Annotated in this window: 26 protein-coding genes; 3 read left to right on the top strand and 23 right to left on the bottom strand. The window is 71.8% G+C overall.

Translation table 11 applies throughout. The annotated features are described in order from the left end of the window. Positions 1-54: 54 nt before the first annotated feature. From ACQP00_RS07575 to ftsY, 19 genes are all read right to left on the bottom strand, one after another. Complete coding sequence (locus ACQP00_RS07575; RefSeq protein ID WP_033357832.1) at positions 55-375, bottom strand: DUF2469 domain-containing protein; 321 nt, start codon at positions 373-375, stop codon at positions 55-57. Then, positions 372-1,118 carry a ribonuclease HII gene (locus ACQP00_RS07570; protein WP_433216313.1) on the bottom strand — a complete coding sequence of 249 codons (747 nt, stop codon included), beginning with the start codon at positions 1,116-1,118 and terminating at the stop codon, positions 372-374. The genes ACQP00_RS07575 and ACQP00_RS07570 overlap by 4 nt, the downstream gene beginning before the upstream one ends. Then, a complete protein-coding gene (locus tag ACQP00_RS07565; protein ID WP_433216310.1) occupies positions 1,118-1,579 on the bottom strand; it encodes an NUDIX hydrolase in 462 nt (153 codons plus the stop codon). The genes ACQP00_RS07570 and ACQP00_RS07565 overlap by 1 nt, the downstream gene beginning before the upstream one ends. Positions 1,580-1,600: 21 nt before the next feature. Next, positions 1,601-2,242 (bottom strand): signal peptidase I, encoded by a 642-nt coding sequence (gene lepB, locus ACQP00_RS07560; protein ID WP_433216307.1) that lies wholly within the window; start codon positions 2,240-2,242, stop codon positions 1,601-1,603. A 21-nt stretch (positions 2,243-2,263) separates the two neighbouring features. Further along, on the bottom strand, positions 2,264-3,121 hold the full coding sequence (gene lepB / locus ACQP00_RS07555; RefSeq protein WP_433223748.1) for a signal peptidase I: 858 nt from the start codon (positions 3,119-3,121) through the stop codon (positions 2,264-2,266). A gap of 832 nt (positions 3,122-3,953) precedes the next feature. Next, on the bottom strand, positions 3,954-4,313 hold the full coding sequence (gene rplS / locus ACQP00_RS07550) for a 50S ribosomal protein L19 (RefSeq protein WP_433216304.1): 360 nt from the start codon (positions 4,311-4,313) through the stop codon (positions 3,954-3,956). A 128-nt stretch (positions 4,314-4,441) separates the two neighbouring features. After that, entirely contained in the window at positions 4,442-5,158 is a 717-nt protein-coding gene (gene trmD, locus ACQP00_RS07545) for a tRNA (guanosine(37)-N1)-methyltransferase TrmD (RefSeq protein ID WP_433216301.1), read from the bottom strand. After that, positions 5,155-5,703, bottom strand: coding sequence for a ribosome maturation factor RimM (gene rimM / locus ACQP00_RS07540; protein WP_433223747.1), 549 nt, complete (start codon positions 5,701-5,703; stop codon positions 5,155-5,157). Before rimM ends, trmD begins: the two co-directional genes overlap by 4 nt. A 6-nt stretch (positions 5,704-5,709) precedes the next feature. Then, positions 5,710-5,967, bottom strand: a complete 258-nt coding sequence (locus tag ACQP00_RS07535) for an RNA-binding protein (protein ID WP_033357826.1) — start codon at positions 5,965-5,967, stop codon at positions 5,710-5,712. After that, positions 5,942-6,403: a 30S ribosomal protein S16 gene (rpsP, locus tag ACQP00_RS07530; RefSeq protein WP_433216298.1), complete on the bottom strand. Its 462-nt coding sequence runs from the start codon at positions 6,401-6,403 to the stop codon at positions 5,942-5,944. The genes ACQP00_RS07535 and rpsP overlap by 26 nt, the downstream gene beginning before the upstream one ends. 392 nt (positions 6,404-6,795) lie before the next feature. Further along, positions 6,796-7,446: a DUF402 domain-containing protein gene (locus ACQP00_RS07525; protein ID WP_433223745.1), complete on the bottom strand. Its 651-nt coding sequence runs from the start codon at positions 7,444-7,446 to the stop codon at positions 6,796-6,798. 395 nt (positions 7,447-7,841) lie between these two features. Beyond that, positions 7,842-8,492 carry a DUF402 domain-containing protein gene (locus tag ACQP00_RS07520; RefSeq protein ID WP_433216295.1) on the bottom strand — a complete coding sequence of 217 codons (651 nt, stop codon included), beginning with the start codon at positions 8,490-8,492 and terminating at the stop codon, positions 7,842-7,844. Between the two features lie 353 nt (positions 8,493-8,845). Next, complete coding sequence (locus ACQP00_RS07515) at positions 8,846-9,949, bottom strand: amidohydrolase family protein (protein WP_433216292.1); 1,104 nt, start codon at positions 9,947-9,949, stop codon at positions 8,846-8,848. Further along, positions 9,933-11,471 carry a signal recognition particle protein gene (ffh, locus tag ACQP00_RS07510; protein ID WP_433216289.1) on the bottom strand — a complete coding sequence of 513 codons (1,539 nt, stop codon included), beginning with the start codon at positions 11,469-11,471 and terminating at the stop codon, positions 9,933-9,935. The genes ACQP00_RS07515 and ffh overlap by 17 nt, the downstream gene beginning before the upstream one ends. Positions 11,472-11,651: 180 nt before the next feature. Then, on the bottom strand, positions 11,652-13,913 hold the full coding sequence (locus tag ACQP00_RS07505; RefSeq protein ID WP_433216286.1) for a [protein-PII] uridylyltransferase: 2,262 nt from the start codon (positions 13,911-13,913) through the stop codon (positions 11,652-11,654). A gap of 19 nt (positions 13,914-13,932) precedes the next feature. After that, entirely contained in the window at positions 13,933-14,271 is a 339-nt protein-coding gene (locus ACQP00_RS07500) for a P-II family nitrogen regulator (protein ID WP_190249674.1), read from the bottom strand. A 27-nt stretch (positions 14,272-14,298) separates the two neighbouring features. After that, on the bottom strand, positions 14,299-15,687 hold the full coding sequence (locus ACQP00_RS07495; protein WP_433216283.1) for an ammonium transporter: 1,389 nt from the start codon (positions 15,685-15,687) through the stop codon (positions 14,299-14,301). Between the two features lie 174 nt (positions 15,688-15,861). Beyond that, the gene (locus tag ACQP00_RS07490; RefSeq protein ID WP_433057402.1) at positions 15,862-16,650 is read right to left on the bottom strand and encodes a phosphotransferase; all 789 of its coding nucleotides are present in this window, start codon (positions 16,648-16,650) and stop codon (positions 15,862-15,864) included. 105 nt (positions 16,651-16,755) lie between these two features. Then, on the bottom strand, positions 16,756-17,943 hold the full coding sequence (ftsY, locus tag ACQP00_RS07485) for a signal recognition particle-docking protein FtsY (RefSeq protein ID WP_433216280.1): 1,188 nt from the start codon (positions 17,941-17,943) through the stop codon (positions 16,756-16,758). A 120-nt stretch (positions 17,944-18,063) separates the two neighbouring features. Between ftsY and ACQP00_RS07480 the strand changes: the two genes are divergently transcribed. After that, positions 18,064-19,722: an alkaline phosphatase D family protein gene (locus ACQP00_RS07480; protein WP_433216277.1), complete on the top strand. Its 1,659-nt coding sequence runs from the start codon at positions 18,064-18,066 to the stop codon at positions 19,720-19,722. Between the two features lie 45 nt (positions 19,723-19,767). Here ACQP00_RS07480 and ACQP00_RS07475 read toward each other — a convergent pair whose 3' ends face one another. After that, positions 19,768-20,202 (bottom strand): NUDIX hydrolase, encoded by a 435-nt coding sequence (locus ACQP00_RS07475; protein ID WP_433216274.1) that lies wholly within the window; start codon positions 20,200-20,202, stop codon positions 19,768-19,770. A 173-nt stretch (positions 20,203-20,375) separates the two neighbouring features. Between ACQP00_RS07475 and ACQP00_RS07470 the strand changes: the two genes are divergently transcribed. Beyond that, on the top strand, positions 20,376-20,858 hold the full coding sequence (locus ACQP00_RS07470; RefSeq protein WP_433216271.1) for a glutathione peroxidase: 483 nt from the start codon (positions 20,376-20,378) through the stop codon (positions 20,856-20,858). 15 nt (positions 20,859-20,873) lie between these two features. Here the strand turns inward: ACQP00_RS07470 and ACQP00_RS07465 are convergent, their stop codons facing one another. The 3 genes from ACQP00_RS07465 to ACQP00_RS07455 form a co-directional block, all read right to left on the bottom strand. Beyond that, positions 20,874-21,494: an HAD family hydrolase gene (locus ACQP00_RS07465; RefSeq protein WP_433216268.1), complete on the bottom strand. Its 621-nt coding sequence runs from the start codon at positions 21,492-21,494 to the stop codon at positions 20,874-20,876. Beyond that, positions 21,491-25,063 (bottom strand): chromosome segregation protein SMC, encoded by a 3,573-nt coding sequence (gene smc / locus ACQP00_RS07460; protein WP_433216265.1) that lies wholly within the window; start codon positions 25,061-25,063, stop codon positions 21,491-21,493. Before smc ends, ACQP00_RS07465 begins: the two co-directional genes overlap by 4 nt. Before the next feature lie 241 nt (positions 25,064-25,304). Next, positions 25,305-25,499: a hypothetical protein gene (locus ACQP00_RS07455; RefSeq protein ID WP_426510601.1), complete on the bottom strand. Its 195-nt coding sequence runs from the start codon at positions 25,497-25,499 to the stop codon at positions 25,305-25,307. A 299-nt stretch (positions 25,500-25,798) separates the two neighbouring features. On the opposite strand from ACQP00_RS07455, the gene ACQP00_RS07450 reads away from it, so the two are divergent. After that, complete coding sequence (locus ACQP00_RS07450) at positions 25,799-26,434, top strand: CAP domain-containing protein (protein ID WP_433216262.1); 636 nt, start codon at positions 25,799-25,801, stop codon at positions 26,432-26,434. Positions 26,435-26,448: the final 14 nt, after the last annotated feature.

The following is a 26,448-nucleotide window of genomic DNA, read 5'->3' as shown; positions in this document are numbered from 1 at the left end:
CAGGCCGGGGTCACGATGCGTCGAACTGGTCGGCGAAACGTGCTGAACGGACGCTCAGCCGCCGAAGCCGTTGTCGGGCAGCGAGATGTCCGGCTTCTCGAGCTCTTCGACGTTGACGTCCTTGAACGTCATGACCCGGACGTTCTTCACGAACCGGGCCGGCCGGTACATGTCCCACACCCAGGCGTCGTGCATCTCGACCTCGAAGTAGACCTCGCCGTCGGAGTTGCGCACGTGCAGGTCGACCTGGTTGGCCAGGTAGAACCGGCGCTCGGTCTCCACCACGTAGGAGAACTGGCGGACGATGTCGCGGTACTCCCGGTAGAGCTGGAGCTCCATCTCGGTTTCGTACTTCTCGAGATCTTCGGCGCTCATCGCGGTCCGCCTTCCATAGCCACATTGTCGCCCACTTGCGCCGGAACCCGTGCGGCCTCGCCGGGCGCCACGCCGACGTTACCGCGCCGTGCGCCCGGCCGCCCCACCGCCGCGACGTTCGCGTAGGAGAAACGGTGCTCGGGGCACGGGCCGTGGGCGGTGAGAGCCGCGCCGTGGTCCGGAGTCACATAACCTTTGTGCTCGTCGAAGCCGTACTGCGGGTACGACTCGTGCAGTTGTTCCATGATGCGATCCCGCGTGACCTTCGCCACGACGCTCGCGGCCGCGACGCACGCCGCGACCTGGTCGCCCTTCCAGACCGCGAGGCCGGGAATGCCCAGGCCGTCCACCTTGAAGCCGTCGGTCAGCGCGTACTCCGGCCGCACCGAGAGCCCCGCGAGGGCGCGACGCATGCCGGCGAGGTTGCACACGTGCAGGCCGCGGCGGTCGATGTCACCCGGCGGGATGATGATCGCGGTCCACGCCTCCGCGCGCCGCACGACCTGTTCGTAGACGCGCTCCCGCGCGGCGTGGGTCATCAGCTTGGAGTCGTTGAGTTCGTCGATCTCGCCGCGGCGGCCCTGGGGCAGGATGACGGCGGCCACCACGAGCGGCCCCGCACACGCCCCACGGCCCGCCTCGTCGGCGCCGGCGACCCGGTTGAAGCCGCGGCGCTGCAGGGCCCGCTCGAGGGCCCACAGGCCCGCCGCGCGGTGCACGACGGTGCGCGGAGGCGCGAGCATCAGGCCGCCACCTCCCGCACGAGCAGCGCGAGGTCAGCGGGGTAGAAGCGCTCCGACGTCGCGTCGAGCTCCTCGGCCGACCACCAGCGCGCGGCGTCCACGCTGCTGACCTCGTAGTCGTGGAGGTGGGACAGGTCGGCGGTGAACGCCTCCGAGCGCACCACGAAGAACGACTGCTCCTGGGAGTACCAGCGGCCATCGAACGGGAATTGGATCTGGTCGGTGCGGACGGGCCCGACCAGGTCGGCGCGCGTGATGCGCAGCCCGGTCTCCTCGTAGACCTCGCGCACGGCCGCGTCGATGAGCGACTCGCCCGGTTCGAGGCCGCCGCCGACCGTGAACCAGTAGCGGTGCTCGGGCCGGGCCGGATCGCATCCGCGCAGCAGCAGGACGCGGCCGGACGGGTCGAGCAGCAGCACCCGCGCCGCCCGGCGGTCGATGTCTGCCGCAGCCTCCGTCATACCGACGAGACTACGACGCAATCACTTCGACGTCGGATCCGGCACCTTGTCGAAGGTGTCCGGGACGCTGAGCCACTTGGCCCGGTTGAAGGGCCAGAAGACCACGAACGCCCGGCCGATCACGTCGTCCTCGTTGATCGTCGCCTGGTTCGGGTCCTTCGTGCGAATGAAGTTGTACCGCGAGTCGCCCGACCGCGAACGGTGGTCCCCCATGACCCACAGCCGGCCCTTGGGCACCGTGACGTCGAACTGCTCCTCGCTCGGCAGGTCCTGCAGCCCGTCCGCGTTGGCGTAGATGTACGTCTCGTCCAGCGGCGTGCCGTTGACCGTGATGCGCTGCTTGTCGTCGCAGCAGATGACGTGATCGCCGCCGACGGCGATGACACGCTTGATGAAGTCCTCCTCGGACGGGTCGTTGCGCCACGAGTCGGGAGCGGTGAAGACGATGACCTCGCCGCGGTGCGGGGAGCGGAAGTCGTACACCAGCTTGTTGACGAGCACACGGTCCTTGATGAGCAGCGTGTTCTCCATCGACTCCGACGGGATGTAGAACGTCTGCAGGACGAAGGCGCGTACGACGACGGCGACGATGATCGCCACGCCCAGCAACACCGGCAGTTCGCGCCAGAAGCTACTGGACTTTTTGGTCTGCTCGTCAATCACGTCCTGAAGGGTACGTGTTCGTCAACTATCGCGACGCCTCAACCGTTCTTGACGCGCCGAACGGGTCGAAAGCGAGATTGAGACAGCGATCGGTACAAGTACCATATCCGGGACCAACGGGGCGTTCGGCGCACGCGTGACATGTGGACCGGGCGGGGGCAGGGCCTGTGGTTTCGGTACGTTCTTGAACGTATCGGGCACCGGCAGCCAGCCCCAGCGGTCGCTGGGCCACAGGATCACGAACGCGCGGCCGATCACGTTGTCGATCGGCACCTGGCCCTGGCAGCGCGAATCCTGAGAGACGCCGCGATGGTCGCCCATCACGAACATCTGCCCGGCCTGGACCTGGATCGGGCCGAACCGGCGCGCCGTGCACTGCTTCGGGTTCGGGGCGGCGTCCAGCGGCGAGTTGTCGTAGAGGTACGACGACTCGTCGAGCGGATAGCCGTTGACCGTGACCCGCCCGTCGACGTCGCAGCACGCGACCTTGTCGCCGGGCAGGCCGATCACCCGTTTGATGAAGTCTTTTTCACCCGGTTGGGAGAACCCGACGAGGTCGCCGACGGTGCGGCCGAGCTCGGCGAAGAAGCCGGCGTCCTTGTCGACCTGGTTCTCCGGCGCCCACGTGTCCGGCCCGGTGAACACGACGACCTCGCCGCGCTCGGGCTCCCGCACGTCGTACAGCACCTTGTTGACCAGCACCCGGTCGCCGACGAGCAGCGTGTTCTCCATCGACCCGGAGGGGATGAAGAACGCCTGCACCAGGAACGTGCGGATGAGCACGGCCAGGCAGAACGCGACGATCAGCAGCAGTGGCAGCTCCTGCCACAGCGGCATGTTCTTGCGCTTGCGGCGGACCTTGCTGCGCCAGGTCGACACCGAGTCGTCCTCGTCGTAGGCGTCGCCCCGGCGCGGGCGCGATCCCGAACCCGAGCCGATCGAGCGCTCACCACGGTCATAGCTGCGTTCGTACCGCTCCCCGCGCTCCCGGTCGCGACGTTCCCGCGGATCGTCGTAGCCGAGGTCCTCGTAGCCGCTGCCGCGCTCCCGTTCGAGCTCACGTTCGCGCTCGAACCCGCGGTCGCGCACCATCGGCGGCTCGTCGCGGCCCCACTGGCCGCGCCGTGAGCCGTACGGGTCGTCGTCGTAGCCGCGCCCGCGGTTCCAGTCCTCGCGCTCGTCGCCGCGGCTCCAGCCGCGCTCCGGCTCGCGACCCCAGTCGCCCCGGCCGCCCGACGTCCAGTCGTCCTCGCGCTGATAGCCACCCTGGCCCGGCGCGGGATCGCGGCGGGCCACCTCCCGACGACCGGGCACCACGTCGCGGCCGGGCGGGGCCTCGTTGCGGCCCTGGGCATCGCGGTCGTCGCCGCGGGACCAGCCGCCGTCGTAGGCGCGCTGCACCTCTTCGGCGTCCGGTCGCCCCGTCGTGGACCAGTAGTCGTGGCCCGGGTAGCTGACCCCGCCGAAGGGTTGCTGCTGCCCGCGCCGTCCGTCCCCCTGGTCCAGGCGGGGATCGCGCGGGTGTTGGTCGTCGGCGCGATCGTCGTAACCATCGCGGCCGTAGGGGTCACTTGCCATCGGCGTCAGCCTAGATGCACAAGACCACTTTGGGGAGACCGGCTCCAGATGACCGAAAGACCCGATCCCGGACGCGACGCAGGGAGGGTGCGCATCGCGCCCCTCCCCGTCGACGATCCGGCGAAACGCACGGTCAGCTGCTGACCTTGGTCTCGCGCTTCTCCTTGATCTTGGCCTTCTTGCCCCGCAGGTCGCGCAGGTAGTACAGCTTGGCGCGGCGCACGTCGCCGCGCGTCACGACCTCGGTCCGGTCGACGGCCGGGCTGTTGACCGGGTAGGTGCGCTCGACGCCGACGCCGAAGCTCACCTTCCGGACGGAGAAGGTCTCCCGCAGGCCCGCGCCCTGGCGACGGATCACGACGCCCTGGAAGACCTGGACCCGGGACCGGTTGCCCTCGACAACCCGGGCGTGCACCTTGACGGTGTCGCCGGCGCGGAAGCTCGGGATATCGGTCCGCTGCGACTGTGCGTCCAGCGCGTCCAGCGTGTTCATCGCGGCTGTTCCTCGTCACTCAAGGCACGCCCGATCTCCGCGGCGCGCGAGGGTTTGTGATCATGAGCCGGGCACGGCTGGCCGCGGCAACCTCACTACTTTGCCACATCGACGTGCCGAACCTGAAATCAGGCTCCTTGATCACGCTCGGCGGTGCGTCGTTCGAGGGCGGCGATGAGGTCCGGGCGGCGCTCGGCGGTGCGCTCCAGGGCCTGCTCGCGGCGCCACCGCGCGATCCGGCCGTGATCACCGGAGCGCAGGATCTCGGGCACGTCCAGGCCGCGCCAGCTGGGCGGCTTGGTGTACATCGGGGCCTCGAGCACCCCGTCGGCGTGGGACTCTTCCAGCAGCGAGTCGGCGTTGCCCAGCACGCCCGGGAGCAGCCGGGTGACCGCCTCGAGCACGACCAGGACCGCGACCTCGCCCCCGAAGAGCACATAGTCGCCGAGCGAGACCTCGCTCACCCGCATCCGCGCGGCAGCGTGATCGAAGACGCGCTGATCGATTCCCTCGTACCGCCCGCACGCGAACAGCAGGTGCTCGTCCTCCGCGAGGGCACGCGCGGTCGCCTGGGTGAACGGGTCACCGGCCGGGCTGGGCACGATCAGGTGGGTCTCGGGGCCGGCCAGAGCGTCGAGGGCCTGCCCCCACGGCTCGGGCCGCATCACCATGCCCGGGCCGCCGCCGTACGGCGTGTCGTCCACGGTCCGGTGCACGTCATGGGTCCACTGCCGCAGGTCGTGCACCGCGAGCCGCAGCGTCCCGTTCGCGCGCGCCTTGCCGATCAGGGACAGGTCGAGCGGCGCGAGGTACTCCGGGAAGATCGTGACGACGTCGACCCTCATAGGTCGAACAGGCCTTCCGGCGGGGTGATCACGATCCGCCGCCCGGGCACGTCGACCTCGGGGACGATCTCGCGCACGAACGGCACCAGGCCGGTGCGCCCGTCGGTGAGCCGCACGACGAGCAGGTCGTGCGCGGGCGCGTGGTCGATGCGCTGCAGTTCCCCGACCTTCTCCCCCGCGGCGTCGACGACGTCGAGCCCGATGAGCTCGTGGTCGTTGAACTCGTCGGGGTCGTCGCTGGCCGGGATCGTGGCGCTGTCCACGCACAGCAGGACGCCGCGCATGTCCTCGGCGAGGTTGCGGTCGTAGATGCCCTCGAAGACCACCAGCAGGCGGCCCTGGTGCGGGCGGATCGACTCGATGGTGAGCGTCGGCGGCGGCTTCCACGCGCCCGCGGGCACGGTCTGCAGATGCCGCACCGCCGTCGAGTCGGTCTCCAGGACCGACCCGACGGCGAAACGCTCAGCCGGCGCATCCGTGCGCACGTCCACGACAACCTCGCCGCGGACGCCGTGCGCGCGGAAAATCTGACCGACGACGAGCAGCATGCGTCAGTACGCGTCGACGATCTCGACGCGCACGCCGCGGCCGCCGATCGACGTGATGACCTGCCGCAGCGCCTTGGCCGTCCGGCCGCCACGCCCGATCACGGTGCCCAGGTCCTCCGGGTTGACCCGGACCTCCAGCCGCTGTCCGCGGCGGGAGTCGACCATGCGCACGCGGACATCGTCAGGATTGTCGACGATGCCCTTGACCAGGTGCTCGAGCGCGGGGCGCAGCACGTCAGGCCTCCGCGCCGGCGCCGGCACCGGACTGCTCCTCCGCCTGCGCGGCCGGAGCCTCGGCCTCGGCCTTCTTCTTCGGTTCCGCGGCCTTCTTCGCCTTCGGCGCGTCGGCCAGACCGGCGGCGGCCTGCGCCTCGGCCTCGTAGGCAGCCTTACGGTCCGGCGCGGCCGCGCGGACCTTCAGCGGCTCGGCCGGCGCGGGCAGACCCTTGAACTTCTGCCAGTCGCCGGTCTTGGACAGGATGGCCTGCACGGCCTCGCTCGGCTGCGCGCCGACGGAGAGCCAGTGCTGGACACGCTCGGAGTTGACCTCGATACGCGAGGGCTCCTCCTTCGGGTGGTACAGCCCGACGAACTCGATCGCCCGACCATCGCGCTTGGTGCGCGAGTCGGCGATGACGATGCGGTACTGCGGGTTGCGGATCTTGCCCATCCGCAGGAGCCGGATCTTGACGGCCACTTGGTTGCTCGCTCCTGGATCTGTTGGAAGCCGAGCGACCGCCCGGACACCGTGGGGATGGTGCCGTCGGCTGCTCTGTTGGACTGGCGCTACGCCGGGTTAGAGGGCTCGGACGCACACCGGATACCAGCAGACCATTGTGCCAGACCCGCTACCGTGCGCAAAAACGACCCCTGTGCACCTGCCATCGTCCCCCGGGAAAGCGGAAGGTTCTCCCTTTTCAGCCGATTTCGCCGGTACCTCCAGTGCAGTCACCCCACACCTCACCCCGCGCGCAACGCTCCCTCGCGCACGGACGCGTGGCCCGCCCAGTTCCCCGCCGATCCGGTTCGCCGACGCCCGGGCGCGGGCCGGCTCCCCCGCCCGGCCCGAGCCCCAGGCTGTCGCGGATCTCAGCGCAGCGCCGGGCGGTCCCACCCGGGCGGGAGGTCGGGCAACTCCCACTCGGCCGGCGGCATGAAGTCCGTCCAGGTGCCGTCGAACGGGAACGCACCGGCCTCGATCTCCTTGACGACGCGGAGCCCTTCCTCGCGTACCGCCACCTCGTCGTCCACCCAGTAGTGCTCCGGAATGGCGACGCGCTCGGCGAACTCCTCCTCGTCCTTCCACTGCCAGCTGCGGTCGGGCGCGACGATGATGTCGAGGTCCTCGTCGGTCACGTCGACCCCGGACGCACCGCCCGGGTCGCTCCAGCGGATCGCCGGGCGCTCCAGGTTGACGTACCACCCGGTGAACTGATCGGCGTCGTTACGGAACCACCACACCGAGTGCGCAGGGTCGCCGGGCCGGTGCAGCTTCAGCACCCCGGGCCCGTCCCAGGTCCCGTGCTTGAGCGAGGTCCCCAGCGTGACAAACTCGGCGAACGGCATCGTCCGCATCCCGCGCCCGTCCCCGGACACCTCGTTGACGACGGGCGTATGCCGCGCGATCCACAGCAACAGCCCACGCTCGTCGTCGGACACGACGCGCGCGGGCCGCACCCACCCGATCCGCCCGCGCCGCGTGTTCCGATGCATGATCACCTGACCGGGCGTGAAGACGATGCTCAACCGGCGCTCCCTAGGTCGATGTCCGCTGCTCTGACCGGCCGCCACCGCCGACCGGCGCGGCCCTCACCGGTTCCCGCACGACCGGCGACGCTGCCGATCACGCGCGCCGCCGACGACGCTCCCGCGCGGCCCGCGACGCTACCGATCACGCGCGCCGCCGACGACGCTCCCGCGCGGCCACGACGTTCCCGCTCCGCCCGCGACGCTACCGATCACGCGCCCGGCCGAGGGTGCCATCGCGCGGGCGGCGGCATTGCCGACCACGCGCGCTGCCGACCACGCGTGCTGCCGAATATGTGCGCCGCCGAAGGTGCGGCCGCGAGACCAGTGGCATGGCCGATCACGCGCGTCTCCGGATGGCGTTGTCGCGCGGGCGGCGGTGTCGCCGGTCACGGACGCTGCCGAGGACGGTCCCAGCCCTCGGTCACAGGCTCGGGGATGGTCCACTCGGCCGGCGGCCGGAAGTCGGTCCACGTGCCGTCGAACGGCCACGACCCCGTCTCGATCGCCGGTACAACCGCGCGGCCCTGAGCCCAGACGGCGTCGGGATCGCTCACCCAGTACGCGTCCGGGTAGGCCAGGCGCTCCTCGAGCTCGTCCTCGTCCTTCCAGCCCCAGCGCCGGTCGGGCCAGACCCACATGTCGAGGTCCTGGTCGGTCAGGTCGATCCCGGCGACGTCGCCGTCGTCCCAGGTGATGCCGGGCTCTTCGAGGTTCACGTACCACGCGCGGAAGCGGAACTCGGGGTCGAACAGCCACCAGACCGAGTAGGCAGCCCCGCGCGGGTGAAACTTCAGCGTGTTCGGCCCGCGGTACACGTCGTGGATGATCTTCTTCGGCTGCTCGATCCACTTCGCGAACGGCATCCCGCGCGGGCCCTGGCCGTCGTCGCTGACCTGGCGGATTACGGGGCTGCCGGTGGCGAGCCAGAGGCGGGTGCCCTGCTCGTCGTCGGAGACCACCCGCGTCAACGGCGCCCAGACCAGCGTGTCATGGGTGAAGTGCCGGTGCAGGACCGGTCTTCCGGGACGCAACGGCACCCGCCAATTATATCGGCCCGACGCTCCCGCGCCCGTGCGCGACAGCCGCGTGCCAGCCGACCGTGTGCCCTCATTCACACCCCGACCCGCCGCCGCACGCGTTCATCTAGCCTGGCGACGCACCACGGCCCGGGGACGAAGCATCAGCGGATCACGCGTCCGAGCGCGACTCCGCGGTCCGGGCGGAACACCAGCGCACCACCCAGCCTCGCAGCCACGCCGCTAGGCCACCACGGAGGACGATGCACCCCGGCGAGGCATCAATGAACTAAGAAGCCGAGCGAGACGATCTGGCGGGGACGAAACGCCGGCGCGCTGCCCGGCCGCGCGGACGAGACGGCCGCGGCGGGACCTCAGCGCACCACGCGGCCGCGTAGGACGATGCGGCGGGGGCGGAGCAGGGTCGTGAGGTCGGTGCGGGGGTCTTCGCCGTACACGACGAGGTCGGCCAGGCCGCCCTCCTCCAGGCCCGGGAACCCGAGCCAGGCCCGGGCGCCCCAGGAGCCCGCGTGCAGGACCGCCTCCGCCGGCAGGCCTGCCTCGCGGTGCAGCAGCAGCATCTCCTCGGCGGCCAGGCCGTGGTCGATGCCGCCGCCCGCGTCGCTGCCCACGTAGATCGGGACGCCGGCCTCGTGGGCGGCGCGCACGAGGGACGGGAAGCGGTCGCGCAGGGCGAGCATGTGCCGGGCGTACGACGGGAACTTCTCCTCCGCCTGCGCCGCGATCCCGCCGAACGTCGCGATGTTGATCATTGTGGGGACCAGGGCTGTGCCGCGGCGGGCCATTTCGTCGATGTCGGACTCGTTCAGGCCGGTGCCGTGCTCGACAGAGTCGACGCCGGCGCGGACCAGGGCGGCGACGGACTCCTCGGCGAAGGTGTGGACCGCTACTCGCGCGCCCGCGGCGTGGGCGGCCTCGATCGCGCCGGCCATCGCGGTCACGTCCCAGGCGGGGGCCAGGTCGCCGACGCCGCGGTCGATCCAGTCGCCGACGAGCTTGACCCAGCCGCTGCCGAGGCCGGCCTGGCGGGTGATCTCGCCGGCCAGGTCCGCCTCGCCGACCTCCACGCCGATGTCGCGCAGGTACCGCTTCGGCGGCGCCACATGCCTGCCCGCGCGTACCAGCCGGGGCACGTCGGGGTCGTCGTCGAGCGAGGCGTACGGGATCGGCGAACCGGCGTCGCGGATCGCGAGGACGCCCGCGTCGCGGTCCACCACGGCGAGCGACCGCGCCTGGTCGACGCCGTCGGACGGGCGGCCGCCGGGCTGGATGCCGAGGTGGCAGTGGGCGTCGACGAGGCCCGGGAGGATGAAGCCCTCGTCGGCGACGGTCATCGCCCCGGCGACGGGCGAGAAGGTCACCCGGTCGCCGACGAGCCAGAGGTCGCGCCGCTCGCCGGAGGGCAGGATCGTGCCCCGGACGTGCAGCGGTACCGGCGGCTCAGTTGTCCTTGTCACGCTTCTGCAGCTTCGAGAAGTCGATCTTCGGGAGGCGGAAGCCCGGGGGCATGCCGGCCGCGTTCGGGTCCATGGCGGCCGGGTCGAAGCCCGGCGGGAGCTGCGGCATGCCGCCACCGAGGCGCGGCTGGCGCATGCCGCCGGAGTTGCCGCCCTTGGTGCCCTTGCGCTTGTTCTTCGGCGACTTGGTCGCCTTGCGGCGGCCGCCGGGCAGGCCCATCATGCCGCCCATCTGCTTCATCATCTTCTGCGCGTCGGCGAAGCGGGTGAGCAGTTGGTTGACGTCGGTGACCGAGACGCCCGAGCCGTTGGCGATGCGCACGCGGCGGGAGGCGTTGAGGATCTTCGGGTTGGAGCGCTCCTTCGGGGTCATCGAGCGGATGATCGCGGTGACCCGGTCGAAGTGCTTGTCGTCGATCTCGGCCAGCTGGTCCTTCATCTGGTTCATGCCCGGCATCATGGCGAGCACGTTGGCGATGGGACCCATCCGGCGCACGGCCTGCAGCTGCTCCAGGAAGTCCTCGAGGGTGAACTCCTGGCCGCCCATGAGCTTGGCGGCCATCCGCTCCTTCTCGTCATCGGCGAAGGCCTGCTCGGCCTGCTCGATGAGGGTGAGCACGTCGCCCATGCCGAGGATGCGCGAGGCCATCCGGTCGGGGTGGAAGACGTCGAAGTCCTCGAGCTTCTCACCGGTGGAGGCGAACATGATCGGCTGGCCGGTGACGTGGCGCACGGAGAGCGCGGCGCCACCGCGCGCGTCGCCGTCGAGCTTGGAGAGCACGACGCCGCTGATGCCGACGCCGTCGCGGAAGGCCTCGGCGGTCGTGACCGCGTCCTGACCGACCATGGCGTCGATGACGAACAGGACCTCGTCGGGGTCGACCGCGTCGCGGATGTCGGCGGCCTGCTGCATCATCTCGGTGTCGATACCGAGGCGGCCGGCGGTGTCGACGATGACGATGTCGCGCATCTGGCGCTTCGCGTGCTCGATCGACTCGCGGGCGACCTGGACCGGGTTGCCGACGCCGTTGCCGGGCTCGGGCGCGTAGACCTCGACGCCCGCGCGGCCGCCCAGCACCTGCAGCTGGTTGACGGCGTTGGGCCGCTGGAGGTCGGCCGCGACGAGCAGCGGCTGGTGGCCCTGGCCCTTGAGCCAGCGGGCGAGCTTGCCGGCGAGGGTGGTCTTACCGGAACCCTGCAGACCGGCGAGCATGATCACGGTCGGCGGGTTCTTGGCGAACTGCAGGCGGCGCGCCTCGCCACCGAGCGTCGCCACGAGCTCCTCGTGGACGATCTTGATGACCTGCTGGGCCGGGTTGAGTGCCTGCGACACCTCGGAGCCGCGCGCCCGCTCCTTGAGCCGGGCGATGAACGCCTTGACCACGGGCAGGGCGACATCGGCCTCGAGCAGGGCCAGGCGGATCTCGCGCGCGGTCGCGTCGACGTCGGCGTCGGTCAGCCGTCCCTTGCTCCGCAGCTTCGAGAAGATGCCGGAAAGCCGGTCACTCAGGGTGTCAAACACGACGAATCCGTCCTCGGTGTAGGAGTTCCTTGAAGGGTACGCGACCGCGAACAGTGCGTCGCGGCCTGCGCCGCCGCCGCTCCGCGCGCCCACCGAGCCACAAAGCGCTGCCGTCGAGGCGCACGGCGCTGCTATCAAGCGAAAAGCGGCAAACCGAGGATAAACCTGAGGAAAGCCGCGTCAGGCGGTGGTCGCGGCCCGCAGGACGGCCGCCTCGACGCCCGCCCGGGCGTCCTCGTCCCACTCGCCGGCCAGGTAGAACGCGTCCACCACCTCGCCACCGAGCGTCGAGATGCGCGTCGAGCGGACGTCCGCGCCCGCGTCCTCCAGCGCGCTGGCCACCCGGAACAGCAGGCCGGCGGTGTCGGTCGCGCGCAGCTCCAGGACCGTCGCGTCGGTGGCCGCCGCCGGCGGTTGCCACACCACGCGCGGGGGCGCGGTCACGGTGCCGGACCGGCGGGTCGAGCGCTCCCGCGCCGCCAGGCGTTCGGCCACCGGCAGGTCGCCGGTCACCGCGCGGCGCAGGTCGGACACGACGGCGTCGCGGTCGATGTCGCCGCCGTAGCGGGGCTGGACGGCGCACACCATCCGCGCGAGCCCGTCCACCGTGACCGTGTCGGCCGCCACGACGTCGAGCCGGTGCAGCGAGAGGCAGCCGGCCACGGCCGCCAGCAGGCCCCGGCGGTCGGGCGCGGTCACGGCGACGGAGTCGGTGTCCAGCAGGACCGCCGGGAGCTTGGCCGGCACCGCGAGCGCCGCGGCCGGGGACGGCGGCGCGGCCACCACGCCGGTGTCCAGGGCGCGCTCCACGTGGCGGACCAGCTCGGCGATGAGCCGGCCCTTCCAGTCCGACCAGGCTGCCGGGCCGGTCGCGGCCGCGTCCGCGCGGGCCAGGGCGTGCAGGAGCGAGAGCGTCGAGGCGTCCCCGACGGCGCCGGCGACCGTGGCGATGGTCTGCGGGTCGGACAGGTCGCGGCGGGTCGCGGTGTCGGGGACGAGCAGGTGCAGGCGTACCACCTTCTCGACCTGGGCCACGTCGGCGTCGCTGAGGCCGAGGCGGGCGGCCACCGCGGCCGCGATCGGGGCGCCGACGATGCTGTGGTCGCCCGGGAGCCCCTTGCCGATGTCGTGCAGCAGGCCGCAGAGCACGAGCAGGTCGGGCCGGTCGACGTCGCGGGTGAGGCGGGCGGCCTGGCGGGCGGTCTCGACCAGGTGGCGGTCGACGGTGAACAGGTGGACCGGGTTGTGCTGCGGCAGGCTGCGCACCCGCGCCCACTCGGGCAGCCAGTTGACCACCAGGCCGTACCGGTCGCAGGCCTCCCACACCGAGATCATCGACGGGCCGCTGCCGAGCAGGGTGAGCAGCGCGTCGCGCGCGGGCGCGGGCCACGGGTGCGGCATCGGGCCGGCGAACCCGCCGAGCCACTCCAGGGTGGCGTGCGAGATGGGCAGGTCGGCCCGGGCGGCGGCCGCGGCGACGCGCAGCGGCAGCGACGGGTCCGGGCGCGGGGTCACGGCCGCACGGGCCAGGACGACCTCGCCGCGCTGCTCGACCACGTCACAGGCGAGGGGGCGGCGGTCACGGTGGCCGCGCGAGGTCGGGGCGGCCCAGCGCTCGACGGCGCGCCAGGCGTCGTCGCTGGCATAGGCGATGGTGCGCGCGGACTCGGCGATGCGCCGCAGCACCTCGTCGCGGTCGCCGAGGTCGAGCAGCTCGGCGACCTCGTCGCGGTCCTGGGCGAGGAGGCGGTCGACGCGGCGTCCGCGCACCGTGTGCAGGGCGTCGCGCACGTCGAGCAGCGTGCGGTGGGCGCCGCGCACGGCCGGGCGGGGGCCGTCGGCGACGCCGGCGAAGCCGATGCCGCGCAGGACGCCGAAGTCGCGCAGACCGCCGCGGGACTCTTTGACGTCGCCCTCGAGGAGGAACGCGAGCTCGCCGTGGGCCTTCCAGCGGTCCTGCGTGAGCGACTGCAGCGCCGGGAGCAGGTGGCGGGCCTCGCGGCGCCACTGGGCGACCGCGTCGGCGTGCAGGGCCGCGAGGAGCTCGGCGTTGCCGGCCACGAGGCGGGCGTCGAGCAGGCCGAGGGCCACCTTGAGGTCCTGCCGGGCGACGTCGAGGGCCTGGCCGGGGCTGCGGGTCGAGTGGTCGAGCGCGAACTTGGCGTCCCACACCTCGTACCAGATGCGGCTGCCCAGCTCGTCGGCCGCGGCCTCGTCACCCGGGCCGCCCGGGTGCAGCAGCACCAGGTCGAGATCGCTGCGCGGGGCACATTCCCGGCGGCCCAGCCCGCCGACCGCGACAAGGGCGGCTCTGGAAGTACCACCGCCGGCACTTGAAAAGATCTTTTTGAGCCACTCGTCGATCGCGTCCGAGCGCTCGGCACGCGCGTCGGCGCCCGCCCCGGACGAGAGGACCGGAGCGGGCGCCGACGGTTGCGTCATCTGACTGAATTCAGGCGGCTTAGAGGGCGTCGAGCCCGCGCTCGCCGGTGCGGACGCGAACCACCTCGTCGACCGAGGTGACCCAGACCTTGCCGTCACCGATCTTGCCGGTGCGGGCGGCGGTCACGATGGCGTCCACGACCTTCTCGAAGTCCAGCTCGTCGGTGACGATCTCGACCCGGATCTTGGGGACGAACTCCACCGTGTACTCCGCGCCGCGGTAGACCTCGGTGTGGCCCTTCTGACGGCCGTAGCCCTGAACCTCGCTCACGGTGAGGCCCGCCACGCCGAGCGCGTGGAGCGCCTCCTTCACCGCGTCGAGCTGATACGGCTTGATGACCGCGGTCACCAGCTTCATGCCCATTCCCTCCGACATCCCTCGACGCTATCCGGCTACCTTTTCCGACGCCGGGGCTTCCGCCGCCGGCGCAGGGGCCTTGCTTGTGCCAACACCCGCGAGGGCGAACGCGCCAGCGCCGCTGCTGCCGGTCCCCGGGGTGAGGTCGTAGGCGCTCTCCGCGTGCTCCGCGATGTCGATGCCCTCGACCTCGGCCTCGGTGCTGACCCGGAAGCCGACCGTCTTCTCGATGATGAAGGCGAGCGCGAAGGCGATGGCGAACGAGTAGACCGTGACAATAGCGCTCGCGGCCGCCTGGGAGCCGAGCTGGCCGACGCCGCCGCCCATGAACAGGCCGTTCTTGGCGCCGAGGCCGCCGCTGATGGCCGAGTTGAGCTTGTCGTTGGCGAAGAAGCCGAGCCACAGCGAGCCGATCCACCCGCCGACGAAGTGCACGCCGACCACGTCGAGCGAGTCGTCGAAGCCGAAGCGGTACTTCAGGCTCACCGCGAGGGCGCACACGAGGCCGGCGACGAGGCCGAGCAGAACCGCAGCCCACGAGTCGATGAAGCCACAGGCGGGGGTGATCGCGACGAGGCCCGCGACCGCGCCCGAGGACGCGCCGACGAGGGTGGGCTTGCGGTCGCGGATCCACTCGACGATGACCCAGCCGAGGACGGCCGCGGCGGTGGCGGCCTGGGTGTTGACGAAGGCGAGGCCGGTGACGCCGTCGACGGTCAGCTCGGAGCCGGCGTTGAAGCCGAACCAGCCGAACCACAGCAGGCCGGCGCCGATCGCGACGAAGGGCACGTTGTGCGGCTTCATGCTCTCCCGCGGCCAGCCCACGCGCTTGCCGAGGACCAGCGCGACACCGAGCGCGGCCGCGCCGGCGTTGATGTGCACAGCGGTACCACCGGCGAAGTCCAGCGGGTGCAGGTGCTGGAAGATCCAGCCGCCGCCCCACACGTTGTGGGCGACCGGGAAGTACACCAGGGTGGCCCAGCCGAACGCGAACAGCAGCCAGCCGCCGAACTTGGCGCGGTCGGAGATCGCGCCGCTGATGAGCGCGACGGTGATCACGGCGAACGTCATCTGGAAGACCATGAAGACGTACGTCGGGATGCCGATGCCGCTCGGGTTCTCGGTGGTGGCGCCCCACATCTGGTCGATGTAGGTCTTGCTGCCGAAGTACTGCCCGAGGTCACCGAAGAGGCCGCCGGCCGAGTCGGTGCCGAACGCAGCGCTGAAGCCGTAGAACAACCAGAGGACGCTGACGAGCCCGATCGTCGAGAAGCTCATCATCATCATGTTGAGGACGCCCTTGGAACGGTTCAGGCCACCGTAGAACAGTGCCAGAGCCGGCGTCATGAGCAGCACAAGAGCGGTCGACACGAGCAACCATGCGGTGTTGCCGGTATCGATAGTCGCTTCAGGCACGCTGGCCTCCTAGTAGTCGAGATCCTCCCTCCCGACCTTCGAGGCAGCGTTGCCCTCCAGCCGGTTGCGCGAGAGCTTGTCGGGCTCACGTTTCGCGCACCGGCGCTGCGCGGTTTCTACCGCGTCACGTCATGTTTCCAGCGTGTGAAGAAACGCTCACACATTGAAAACTGCCTATCGAAGAGCGTACTCCAGCGTGTGCCGCTCGTAGTCGATGAGCCGCAGGTCGCGAACGGGCCGGCGGAGGTGGCCCTTGTGCACGATGCGGACGAACGCGGGGTCGCCCGCGGCCGCCATCCGCCGGATGCCCTCGATGTGGTCGACGATGCGCTTGCGGATGACGCGCACGAGGCGGTGCCGGTCGCGCGGGGTCAGCCCGTAGGCGTCGGCGAACATGCGCAGGCGGCGCGGGCGGTTGGGGCGCTTCCAGCCCAGCGTGTACGAGTCGCGGTCGGAGAACAGCGGCACCCATGTCCACGCGGCGTACGCGACGTCGTAGATCCGCGCCCCGGGTGAGGCCAGGTCGAAGTCGATCAGCGACAGCGTGCCGTCCGGGCGCCAGATGACGTTGTGCGGCGCGGCGTCGTGGTGACAGATGACCTCGGTGTCCGGCGGCGGGGGGCCGAACGAGCGCCAGACGGCGTTCGGGGCCGGCCGGAAGCCCGCCTGGGCGTCGTGGAACATCCGCAGCATGGTGGCCACGGTGACCATCGCCTCGTCGGTCACCCAGTGCGGGGCCAGGGGGTACTCGCCGCACTCCCCCTCGAGGTACTGCAGCACCTCGCGCCCGCGCTCGTCGATGCCGAAGGCACGCGGGGCGCCGGTGAAGCCGACGTACTCCAGGTGGCGTAGCAGCGCGTGCACCGCGGGCGTCCACGGGCCCGCGTTGCGGCGCACGGTGTCGCCCGAGCGCACCACGACGGAGGTGTTCCCGCCGTGGAGCGGGATCTCCTGCTGCGTCACGTCTGTCGTCCTTCGCTGACCCGACCGGGGGGAGCCTTGCTGTACCGCTTCCCGGCCGCCGAAACCGCGCGGCCGGGCCTTACCGTCCCAAGGTACCGTCCGAGGTTACGCGTCCGCGCCAACGAGGGCGTCGACGAACTGTCGGGCATCGAACGGAGCAAGGTCGTCCGGGCCCTCGCCGAGGCCGACGAGCTTGACCGGAATGCCCAGTTTGCGCTGAACCGCGATGACGATGCCGCCCTTCGCGGTGCCGTCGAGCTTGGTGAGCACGACGCCGGTGACGTCCACCACCTCGGTGAACACCCGCGCCTGCTCCAGGCCGTTCTGGCCGGTGGTGGCGTCGAGGATGAGCAGCGTCTCGTCGACCGGGCCGTGCTTCTCCACGACCCGCTTGACCTTGCCGAGCTCGTCCATCAGGCCGACCTTGTTCTGCAGCCGGCCCGCCGTGTCGATGAGCACCGTGTCCACACCCGCGTCAATACCCCGTTTGACGGCGTCGAACGCCACCGAGGCGGGATCCGCTCCTTCGGGTCCGCGCACGACGTCGGCGCCGACCCGCCCGGCCCACGTGGCCAGCTGCTCGGCCGCGGCCGCGCGGAAGGTGTCGGCGGCGCCGAGGACCACGCTGTGCCCGTCGGCGACCAGCACCCGGGCGATCTTGCCGCAGGTCGTGGTCTTGCCCGCGCCGTTGACGCCGACGACGAGCAGCACTGCGGGGCGGCCGTCGCGCTGGGTGGCCGCCAGGGAGCGGTCCAGGTCTGGCTGCAGGGCCGAGACGAGCTCGTCGGCGAGCATGCCGCGCAGGTCGGCGGCCGTGGCCGTGCCGTGGATGCGCGCGCGCTCGCGCAGCTTTTCGACGATCTCGGTTGTCGCCTGTACCCCCACGTCGGCGCCGATCAGCGTCTCCTCGACCTCGTCCCAGGTGTCGTCGTCGAGCTTGTCCCGGGAGAGCAGGGCGAGCAGGCCCTTGCCGAACACGTTCTGCGAGCGGCTCAGGCGCGCGCGGAGGCGGACCAGGCGGCCGGCCGTCGGCTCGGGGGTCTCGAGCTCGGGCGCCGGCGGCGCCACCTCTGCAGGCTTGGGGGGCGCCTCGACGACCGGCGCGGGCGGCGCCTCCGCGACCGGCGTGGGCGCCTCGGTCACCGTCGGCGGCTGGGGCTTCTCCTCCGGCTTGACCTCCGGCCGGGTCGGCGGGAGCGTCGGAGGCTTGCGGAAACGGGGCGCGATCAGCGCAAGTGTGGCCCCGATCACCACAACGAGCAGCACCAGGCCGAAGACGATGTACGACTCCATGGCAGGAATACTCCCAGACGTTGCGCCCGGCGGCCCGCAGTGGCGCCGAGACCGGCCGAGCAGGATCATTCGGGATGCAACCCGCCGCCCGCTCGACCCGCCCCCGGAGGTCGCAACGCCATGTCGGAAACCGAACTCGACCACGCCCGCGGACCCCTGGTGCTCGGCCCCGTCCTGCGGCGCGTCGAGGGCGACCGGGCCACGGTCTGGGTGGAGACGGCGCAGCCGGGCACGGTCGAGGTCGACGCCGGGGCCGCCGGCGGTGCAGCCCGCACGTTCACCGTGCACGGGCACCACTACGCCCTGGTCGTGGTCACGGGGCTGCCGGAGGACGCCGTCACGCCGTACCGAGTGCGCATCGACGGCACCGAGGTCTGGCCGCGCCCGGACGACCCGTTCCCGGCCCCGGCGATCCGCACCCGCCGCGCGGGCGCGCCCGTGCGGCTGCTGTTCGGCTCCTGCCGCGAGGCGAGCCCGCTCAGCGTCACCCGGTATCCCCCGGACGCGCTGGACGCCTACGCGGACCGGCTGGTGGCCTCCATCCGCGCGGACGCGCCGACCCAGTGGCCCGACCTCATGATCCTGCTCGGCGACCAGGTCTACGCCGACGAGACGCCGGAGAAGATCCAGCGCTGGCTCAAGCGACGCCGCAAGCAGCGCCGCGCGGACGCGCCGACGACGCAGGTGGTGGATTTCCACGAGTACACGAAGCTGTACCTGGACTCCTGGGGCGACCCGGAGATCCGCTGGCTGCTCTCCACCGTGCCAAGCGTGATGATCTTCGACGACCACGAGATCATCGACGACTGGAACACCTCGCAGCGTTGGCGTGAGCAGATGGACACGTTGAGCTGGTGGCCGCAGCGCATCCAGGCCGGGCTCGCGTCGTACTGGGTGTACCAGCACATGGGCAACCTCGCCCCGAGCGCCCTGGCCGAGTGCCCGATCTACGCGGCCGTGAGCTCGACCGGCGACGCGACGGAGATCCTCGACGACTTCGGCACCCGCGCCGACCGCGACCGCGCGCAGGTGTACCGCTGGAGCTACACCGTCGACATCGACCGCACCCGCCTGGTGATGGTCGACAACCGCGCCGCCCGCGAGCTGGAGCAGGGCAAGCGCGCGATGCTGCCCGACAGCGAGTGGGCCTGGTTCGCCAAGCAGCTCCCGGGCGACTACGACCACCTGCTGATCGGCTCCTCGCTGCCGTGGCTCCTGCCGCCCGCCATCCACCACCTGGAGGCCGCGACCGAGCGCCTCGCGGAATCGCCGCGGGGCTGGGTGGGCCGGTTCGGCGAGAAGTTGCGCCAGGCCGTGGACCTCGAACACTGGGCCGCCTTCGGGCGGTCCTTCGACGCGCTGAGCGCGCTGCTCACCCAGATCGCGGCCGGGCAGGGCGGCGTCTCACCGGCCCCCGCCACGATCAACGTCCTGTCGGGTGATGTTCACCACTCCTACGCCGCGCGGGCCGACCTCGGGCCGGAGACGATCAGCGCGGTCCACCAGCTGACGTGCTCCCCCGTGCACAACGACATGCCGAAGCTCGTCCGGCCGGCGATGAAGTTCGGCTGGAACCCGCCGGCGGCGAAGATGATGCGCTCCCTCGCGCGGTCGCTGGGGCTGCGCAAGCCGGTCGTGCGGTGGCGCAAGACGGCTGGGCCGTACTTCGGCAACGCGGTCGGGCAGCTGCTGCTGGAGGGCCGCTCGGCGCACGTCAGGATCGAGGGGACGCGGCCGGACAAGTCGCTGGGTGAGGTGGCCTCGCTCCAGCTCAGCTGAGCGGCAACGCTCCGTGGAGCGCACCGTTCGAGCCGAGCCCACCGCTCAGCTGAGCGCGACGTGCGGGTGGGTCACGGGCGGCTCGTTGAGGTCGGTCCAGGTCCACAGGGTCGCCACCCGCGCGCGGCCGGTGAGAAAGGACACAGCCGGCTCCCGGATCGGGGCGAACCACATCCGGCTGAGGCGCTCGACGGCCTCCTCGATCGGCACCCACGCGCCCGAGCCGTCGTGCGGGCCCACGCCGGTCACCTCGAAGCCCAGCATCTCGTACTCGATGCCACCCGCGGGGTAGCGCGCCACCCAGACGAGGCGCTCGGCCAGCACCGAGGCATAGCCCGCCTCCTGGCCGACCTTGGCCAGCAGGGGCTCGCCGGCCTCCACGGCACCGCCCGGGAGCGCCCAGTCCGGGGGATCGCTGATCAGCAGGACGTCCTTGCCCCGGCGCAGCACGGCGCCCACGGCGAGTTGGAGACCGGTCACGCCTCACCCTAGGCCGCGCGGCCGCGCCCGCACCGACCGGGCGCATGGCCGCGCACACAGGCGGGCGCGAACGCAGGGCCGTCCAGACTCACCGACCACGCTGAGGCCGCGCCGGCGCGAGCAGCGCACCGGCAGAGCCGCCACCATCCCAGCCCCGGCATACGATCAATGCCATGAGCTTCTACGACGTCGAAATCGCTGACCTGCAGGGAAAGCCGTTAGATCTCGGCCAGTTCCGCGGCCGCCCCGTCCTCGTGGTCAACGTTGCGTCCCGCTGCGGCCTGACCCCGCAGTACGCCGATCTCGAGGCCCTGCACAAGGAGTACGAAGGCCGCGGCTTCTCGGTCCTGGGCGTGCCCTGCAACCAGTTCGCCGGGCAGGAACCGGGCACCTCCGAGGAGATCGCCGAGTTCTGCAGCACCACCTACGGTGTGACGTTCCCCATGACCGAGAAGGTCGAGGTCAACGGCGACGGCCGGCACCCGCTGTACGACCTGCTCACCCCGGTGCCGGACGCCGAGGGGCACACCGGCGACATCCGCTGGAACTTCGAGAAGTTCCTCGTCGGCGCCGACGGCACGGTCGCGAACCGGTTCGGGCCGCGCACCGAGCCGAAGTCGGCCGAGGTCGTGCAGGCCGTGGAAGCCAGCCTCTAAGGGCCTTCGAAGAGCTTAGGAAAGGCCCAGCGCCCGGCGGGGGTACGAGAGATCGTCGCCGGGCGTGTAGCGGTACGCGGTCAGCCCCGCCGCCCGGGCACCGCGGATCATCCGGTCCGTGTCGTCGACCAGCAGGCAGCGCGCGGGCGGGGTCTCGATCAGGGCGCACGCCGCCTGGAAGTACTCCTTCGCCGGCTTGTGCACGCCCAGTTCCGCCGAGACCGCGACCGCGTCGAACTCGTCGGTCAGTCCGAACGTCGCGAGGACGTCGCGGAACTCGATCGTCGAGTTCGTGGCCAGGCACACCGGCAGTCCGGCCGCGCGTACGTCGCGGACGAAGGCGAGTACCGACGGATCGATGGCGCCGGGATAGACCTCCCACTCGGCCATGAGCTCCGCGGCCCGCTCGGGACCGCCGACCTGGTCGGCGAGGTGCGCGGCGACCGCCGCCAGCCACTCAGCGCGCGTCTGGCGGCCCGTGATGGCCGGCAGCAGGCGATCCCACTCCAGGGCGGTCGCGAGAACCGTGCCGGGCTCCAGGCCGTACCGTTGCTCGATCTTGGCGTTTGTGGAGGGGTCGAACGTGCGCAGGACCCCGTCGAAATCGATCAACAGGGCCGTGGGCCGTTGGATCACGCTGCCTCTTCCGTCCGCAGGCGCTGGGAGATGACCTCCGTCACGCCGGATCGCATGGTCACGCCGTAGAGGGCGTCGGCGACCTCCATCGTGCGCTTCTGGTGAGTGATGATGATCAGCTGGCTGCGCTCGCGCAACTGCTCGAAGAGGGTGATGAGGCGGCCCAGGTTGACGTCGTCCAGCGCGGCCTCGACCTCGTCCATGATGTAGAACGGGCTGGGGCGGGCGCGGAAGATCGCGCAGAGCAGCGCCACGGCGGTCAGCGAGCGCTCGCCGCCGGACAGCAGCGACAGCCGCTTGATCTTCTTGCCGGGCGGCCGCGCCTCGACCTCGATGCCGGTGGTGAGCATGTCCTCGGGGTCGGTGAGCACGAGGCGCCCCTCGCCGCCGGGGAAGAGCACCGAGAAGACCTGCTCGAACTCCCGCGCGGTGTCGTGGTAGGCGCTGGTGAACACCTCGAGGATGCGGTCGTCGACGTCCTTGACCACGGTGAGCAGGTCGCGGCGGGTCGCCTTCAGGTCCTCGAGCTGGTCGGAGAGGAACTTGTAGCGCTCCTCCATCGCGGCGAACTCCTCGAGCGCCAGCGGGTTGACCTTGCCCAGCAGGTTCAGCTCGCGTTCGGCCTTGGCGGAGCGCTTCTCCTGGGTCGCGCGGTCGTACGGCACCGGCTCGGGCGCGGGCCGCCCGTCGGCCTCGGCCGCGGCGAGCTCGGGCGCGGTCGGCGGGACCGGCAGGTGCGGCCCGTACTCGGCGACGAGGGTGTCGGCGTCGAGGCCGAACTCCTCGGCCGAGCGGGCCTCCAGCTGCTCGATGCGCATGCGCTGCTCGGCCCGGGCGACCTCGTCGCGGTGCACGGCGTTGGTGAGCTTGTCGAGCTCGGTGGTGAAGTGCTTGGCGCGCCCGCGCACCTCGGTGAGGGCGGACTCGCGCTCGGCGCGCGTGGCGGCGAGGGTGTCGCGGGTCTCCTGGGCCTCGGCGATCGACTCACCGAGGCGTTCCAGGGCGAACGCGGCGCCCTCGGCGACGGCTTCGGCGATGCGGGCCCCGCGGGCGCGGGTGGCCTTGCGGGCGGCGGCGCGCTCCCGCGCGGCCCGTTCGGCGGCGGCCTGGCGCAGCAACGCGTCCGCGCGTCCGGCGAGGGCGCCGACGCGCTCCTCCGCGGTACGCACGGCCAGGCGCACCTCCATCTCCTGCTGCCGCGCGACCGGCACCTCGCCGGCGAGGTCGTCGCGCTCCTGGGTGGAGGGGTCGTCGTCGATCGGGGTGTCCTGGGCCAGGAGCAGCCGCTCCTCGAGCTCGGCGAGGCTGGCGCGGCCGGAGTTCCGGGCCGCCTCGGCCTTGGCCTTGGCCGCGGCGTGCCGCTCGACCTCGGCCCGGGCCGACTTCGCGGCGGCGCCCAGCTCGGCGAGGCGGCGCGCGGCCGCGTTGCGGACGCTGTCGGCCTCCTTCTTGGCCGCGGCGGTCTCGGCGACGATCTGCTTGGCCGCGGTCGCGGCGCCGCGGGCCAGGCCCAGCAGCTCCCGCGCCTCGGCGACGCGGTGCTCGGCGTCGACCTTCTGCTGGCGGGCCTCCTCGACGGCCGCCTGGACCTCGATGAAGCTGTGCTGCTTACCGGAGCCGCCGGCCGCGGCGTACGCGCCGATGACGTCGCCCTCGGGCGTGACGGCCCGCAGCGCGGGCGCGTAGGAGACGATGCGGCGCGCGGTCGCGAGGTCGGGGGCGAAGACGACGTCGCCGACGGCGCGCTCCAGGGCGGGCCGCAGCTCATCGGGGGCACGGACGAGATCCATGGCCCACGACGCGCCCGGTGGCAGCGGCACCCGCTCGACCGGCGGGGCGTCGAGCATCGGCGCGGACCCGATGAGCAGCGCGGCGCGGCCGGCGTCGTCCTGCTTGAGCATCTCCACGGCGGCGACGGCGCCCTCGACGCCCGAGACCGCCACGGCGTCGGCCAGGGAGCCCAGCGCGGCGGCGAGCGCGGCCTCGTGGCCGGCCTCGACGGACAGCAGGGCGGCGACGCTGCCGAGCAGGCCGGGGACGCGGTCGGAGCGGGCCAGCAGGGTGCCGGCACCGTCCTTGCGGCGCAGGCCCATCGCGAGCGCCTCCTCGCGGGCCTTCCACTGCGCGGCGTCCTTCTCGGCGGCGCGCTCGGCGTCGTTGTGGGTGCGCACCTCGTTGTTGATCGTGTCGAGCTCGCGGGTCGCCTCCTGGTGGCGCATCTCCAGGTCGGCGTTGGTGTGATCGGCGACGGTCGCGCCGGCGCTCGCCTCGTCCCAGAGCCCCTGGGCCGCCTCCGCGCGCGCCTCGGCCTCGGCCAGCTGGACGGCGAGCCGCTCGATCTCGTCCCCGGCGGCGTTGGCCCGCGACCGCGCGGACTCGACCTGTCCGGTGAGCTTGGCCAGGCCCTCGCGGCGGTCGGCGATGGCCTTGTGCGCCGCGACGATGGCCTTCTCGGCGAAGGCCAGGCGGCGTTCGAGGTCCTGGCGGCGCTCGACGGCCTCGGCCAGGCGCTCCTGGCTCGCCTCCAGCGCGGCGCGCAGCTCCTCCTCCTGCTCGCGGACCTTGTCGGCCTCGGCGGTGAGCTGGTCGGGATCGCGCCCGGGCCGCTCGTCGACGGGGGCGGCGGAGAGGTTGCGGTGGCGTTCGGCGGCGAGCTGATGCAGGGAGCGGTAGCGCTCCTGGAGCGTCGACAGCTGGTACCAGGTGTCCTGGGCCTCGGCCAGCACCGGAGCGTCGGCGGCGTGCTCGGCCTCGAGGACGGCGAGCCGCTCGTTGATCGCCTCGACCTCGGCCTCGACCTCCTCGCGCCGCGCGCGCAGCGCCGTCTCGTCGGCGATCTCCCGGTCAAGGGTCTCGCGCAGCGTGTGCAGGTCGTCGGCGAGCAGCCGCAGCCGGGCGTCGCGCAGGTCGGCCTGGATGCCGGCGGCGCGGCGGGCCACCTCGGCCTGGCGCCCGAGCGGCTTGAGCTGGCGGCGCAGCTCGGTGGTCAGGTCGCCGAGGCGGTTGAGGTTGGCGGCCATCGCCTCGAGCTTGCGGATGGCCTTCTCTTTGCGCTTGCGGTGCTTGAGGACGCCGGCGGCCTCCTCGATGAAGGCGCGGCGGTCCTCGGGCCGGGCGTGCAGGACGCCGTCGAGGCGGTTCTGGCCGACGATCACGTGCATCTCGCGGCCGATGCCGGAGTCGGAGAGCAGTTCCTGGATGTCGAGCAGCCGGCACGAGTTACCGTTGATCTCGTACTCGCTCTCGCCCGACCGGAACATCCGGCGGGTGATCGACACCTCGGTGTAGTCGATCGGCAGCGCACCGTCGTTGTTGTCGATCGTGAGGGTGACCTCGGCGCGTCCCAGTGGGGCGCGATTGGCCGTACCGGCGAAGATGACGTCTTCCATCTTGCCGCCGCGCAGTGCCTTCGCGCCCTGCTCACCGAGCACCCAGGCGATGGCGTCGACCACGTTGGACTTGCCGGAGCCGTTCGGCCCGACGACGCAGGTGATGCCCGGCTCGAGCTTCAGCGTGGTGGTCGACGCGAAGGACTTGAAGCCCTTGGCCGTCAGGGTCTTGAGGTGCACGGATCTCCACGGTGGTCGAGGTGTGTTACCGGGCAGGCTACCGCCGGGACACTACGCTCCCCTGCAGTCCCGCACACCATAATGCGCGTGTCGTGGGCACACCGCCCACTTGGGCCGCTTACGTCCCTTGCGCAACCAACCGGACGACCGGGTCGTTACATGACTGCGCGCCGAGACCCAGAGGATGTCGGCGCGCGGGTTTACTGTGCAGTTCTGCGCTGGCTGCGGTGACCTGAAATCTTCAGGCCATCGCCGGCTCGGCGAGGCGGACCAGGTGATCCGTCTCCGAAGCCGCAGCGGCGAGCCGGTCGTTCTCGGCACGGAGCCGAACAACCTCGAACTCGAGCGCCCGAACCTTGGCGCGCAGTTGGGTGACCTCGTCGACAAGGCGCCGGTCGGGCGCGCTGCCTACGTGGCCGTAGAGGGCCTTAGCCATATCGTCTCCTTGTTAAGCGCAGCCGGTCGACTCCGGCAAACGCGCGCCCAGCACCCGCGACCGAAGCACAAGGGCATAATTGGGCGCGACTGGCGACCCCTCTATGTTCCTTCCGGGGCGCGACTTAGTCAAGCGCAGAGGCACGCCAAACGTCCTGGCCAGGGTGTTCTCACTCACCCGGGTGCGTGATCATCACGCCGCGCCGATCGTGGCAGTGTGCCACCAGTTGCCCCGCGGCGCCACCGCAAAGTAGCGTCATGGCCGGGAAAACTGGGGCAGACGGGACCGGGGAGCGTGCGATGACGGGTCTCACCGCGAGACTCGGCCCCCTCGGTATCGCCGGCGTAGCCACCGCCGTACTGATCGTGTTCGGCCTCGGCGCCGTGATCATTCCCGGCCTCACCGGCGGCGGAGACGACCGCCCGGCCGCCGCCCCCGCCGCGGCCCGGTCGGCCGCCGCGCCTCCGCCGGCCCCGTCCAGCGCTCCCCCGGCCGCCGAGGAGCCCACGGCCACCCCGACCACGGCCCAGACCACCCTCGTCGCGGCGAACTTCAACGCCAGCTACGAGGACCGCGTCGTGCAGCTGATCAACGGCGAGCGGCGCAAGAAGCGCTGCGAGGCGGTCAAGGTCGAGGGCAAGCTGCGCGCGGCCGCGCGCGGGCACGCGGCCGACATGGCGGCCCGCGACTTCACCGGCACCAAGGGCACCAACGGCAGCAGTCCCCAGGACCGCGTCTCCGCGGCCGGCTTCAGCGGCGGCTTCGCCGAGGAGCTGACCGCCAAGGGCGGCGACGCGGGCGACGTCGTGAAGCACTGGATGCGCGACGACGACGCCAAGGATGCCCTGCTCGACTGCGACATCACATCGATCGGTGTCGGGGCCGCCATGCGCGGCCGCACGCCGTACTGGACCGTGGACACGGGCCGTGCTTGAGGGGGCCCAGCATC

The organism is Dactylosporangium sp. CS-047395, assembly GCF_050942185.1.
Taxonomy (GTDB): Bacteria; Actinomycetota; Actinomycetes; order Mycobacteriales; family Micromonosporaceae; genus Dactylosporangium.
This window is presented reverse-complemented; position numbering and strand designations above follow the sequence as displayed.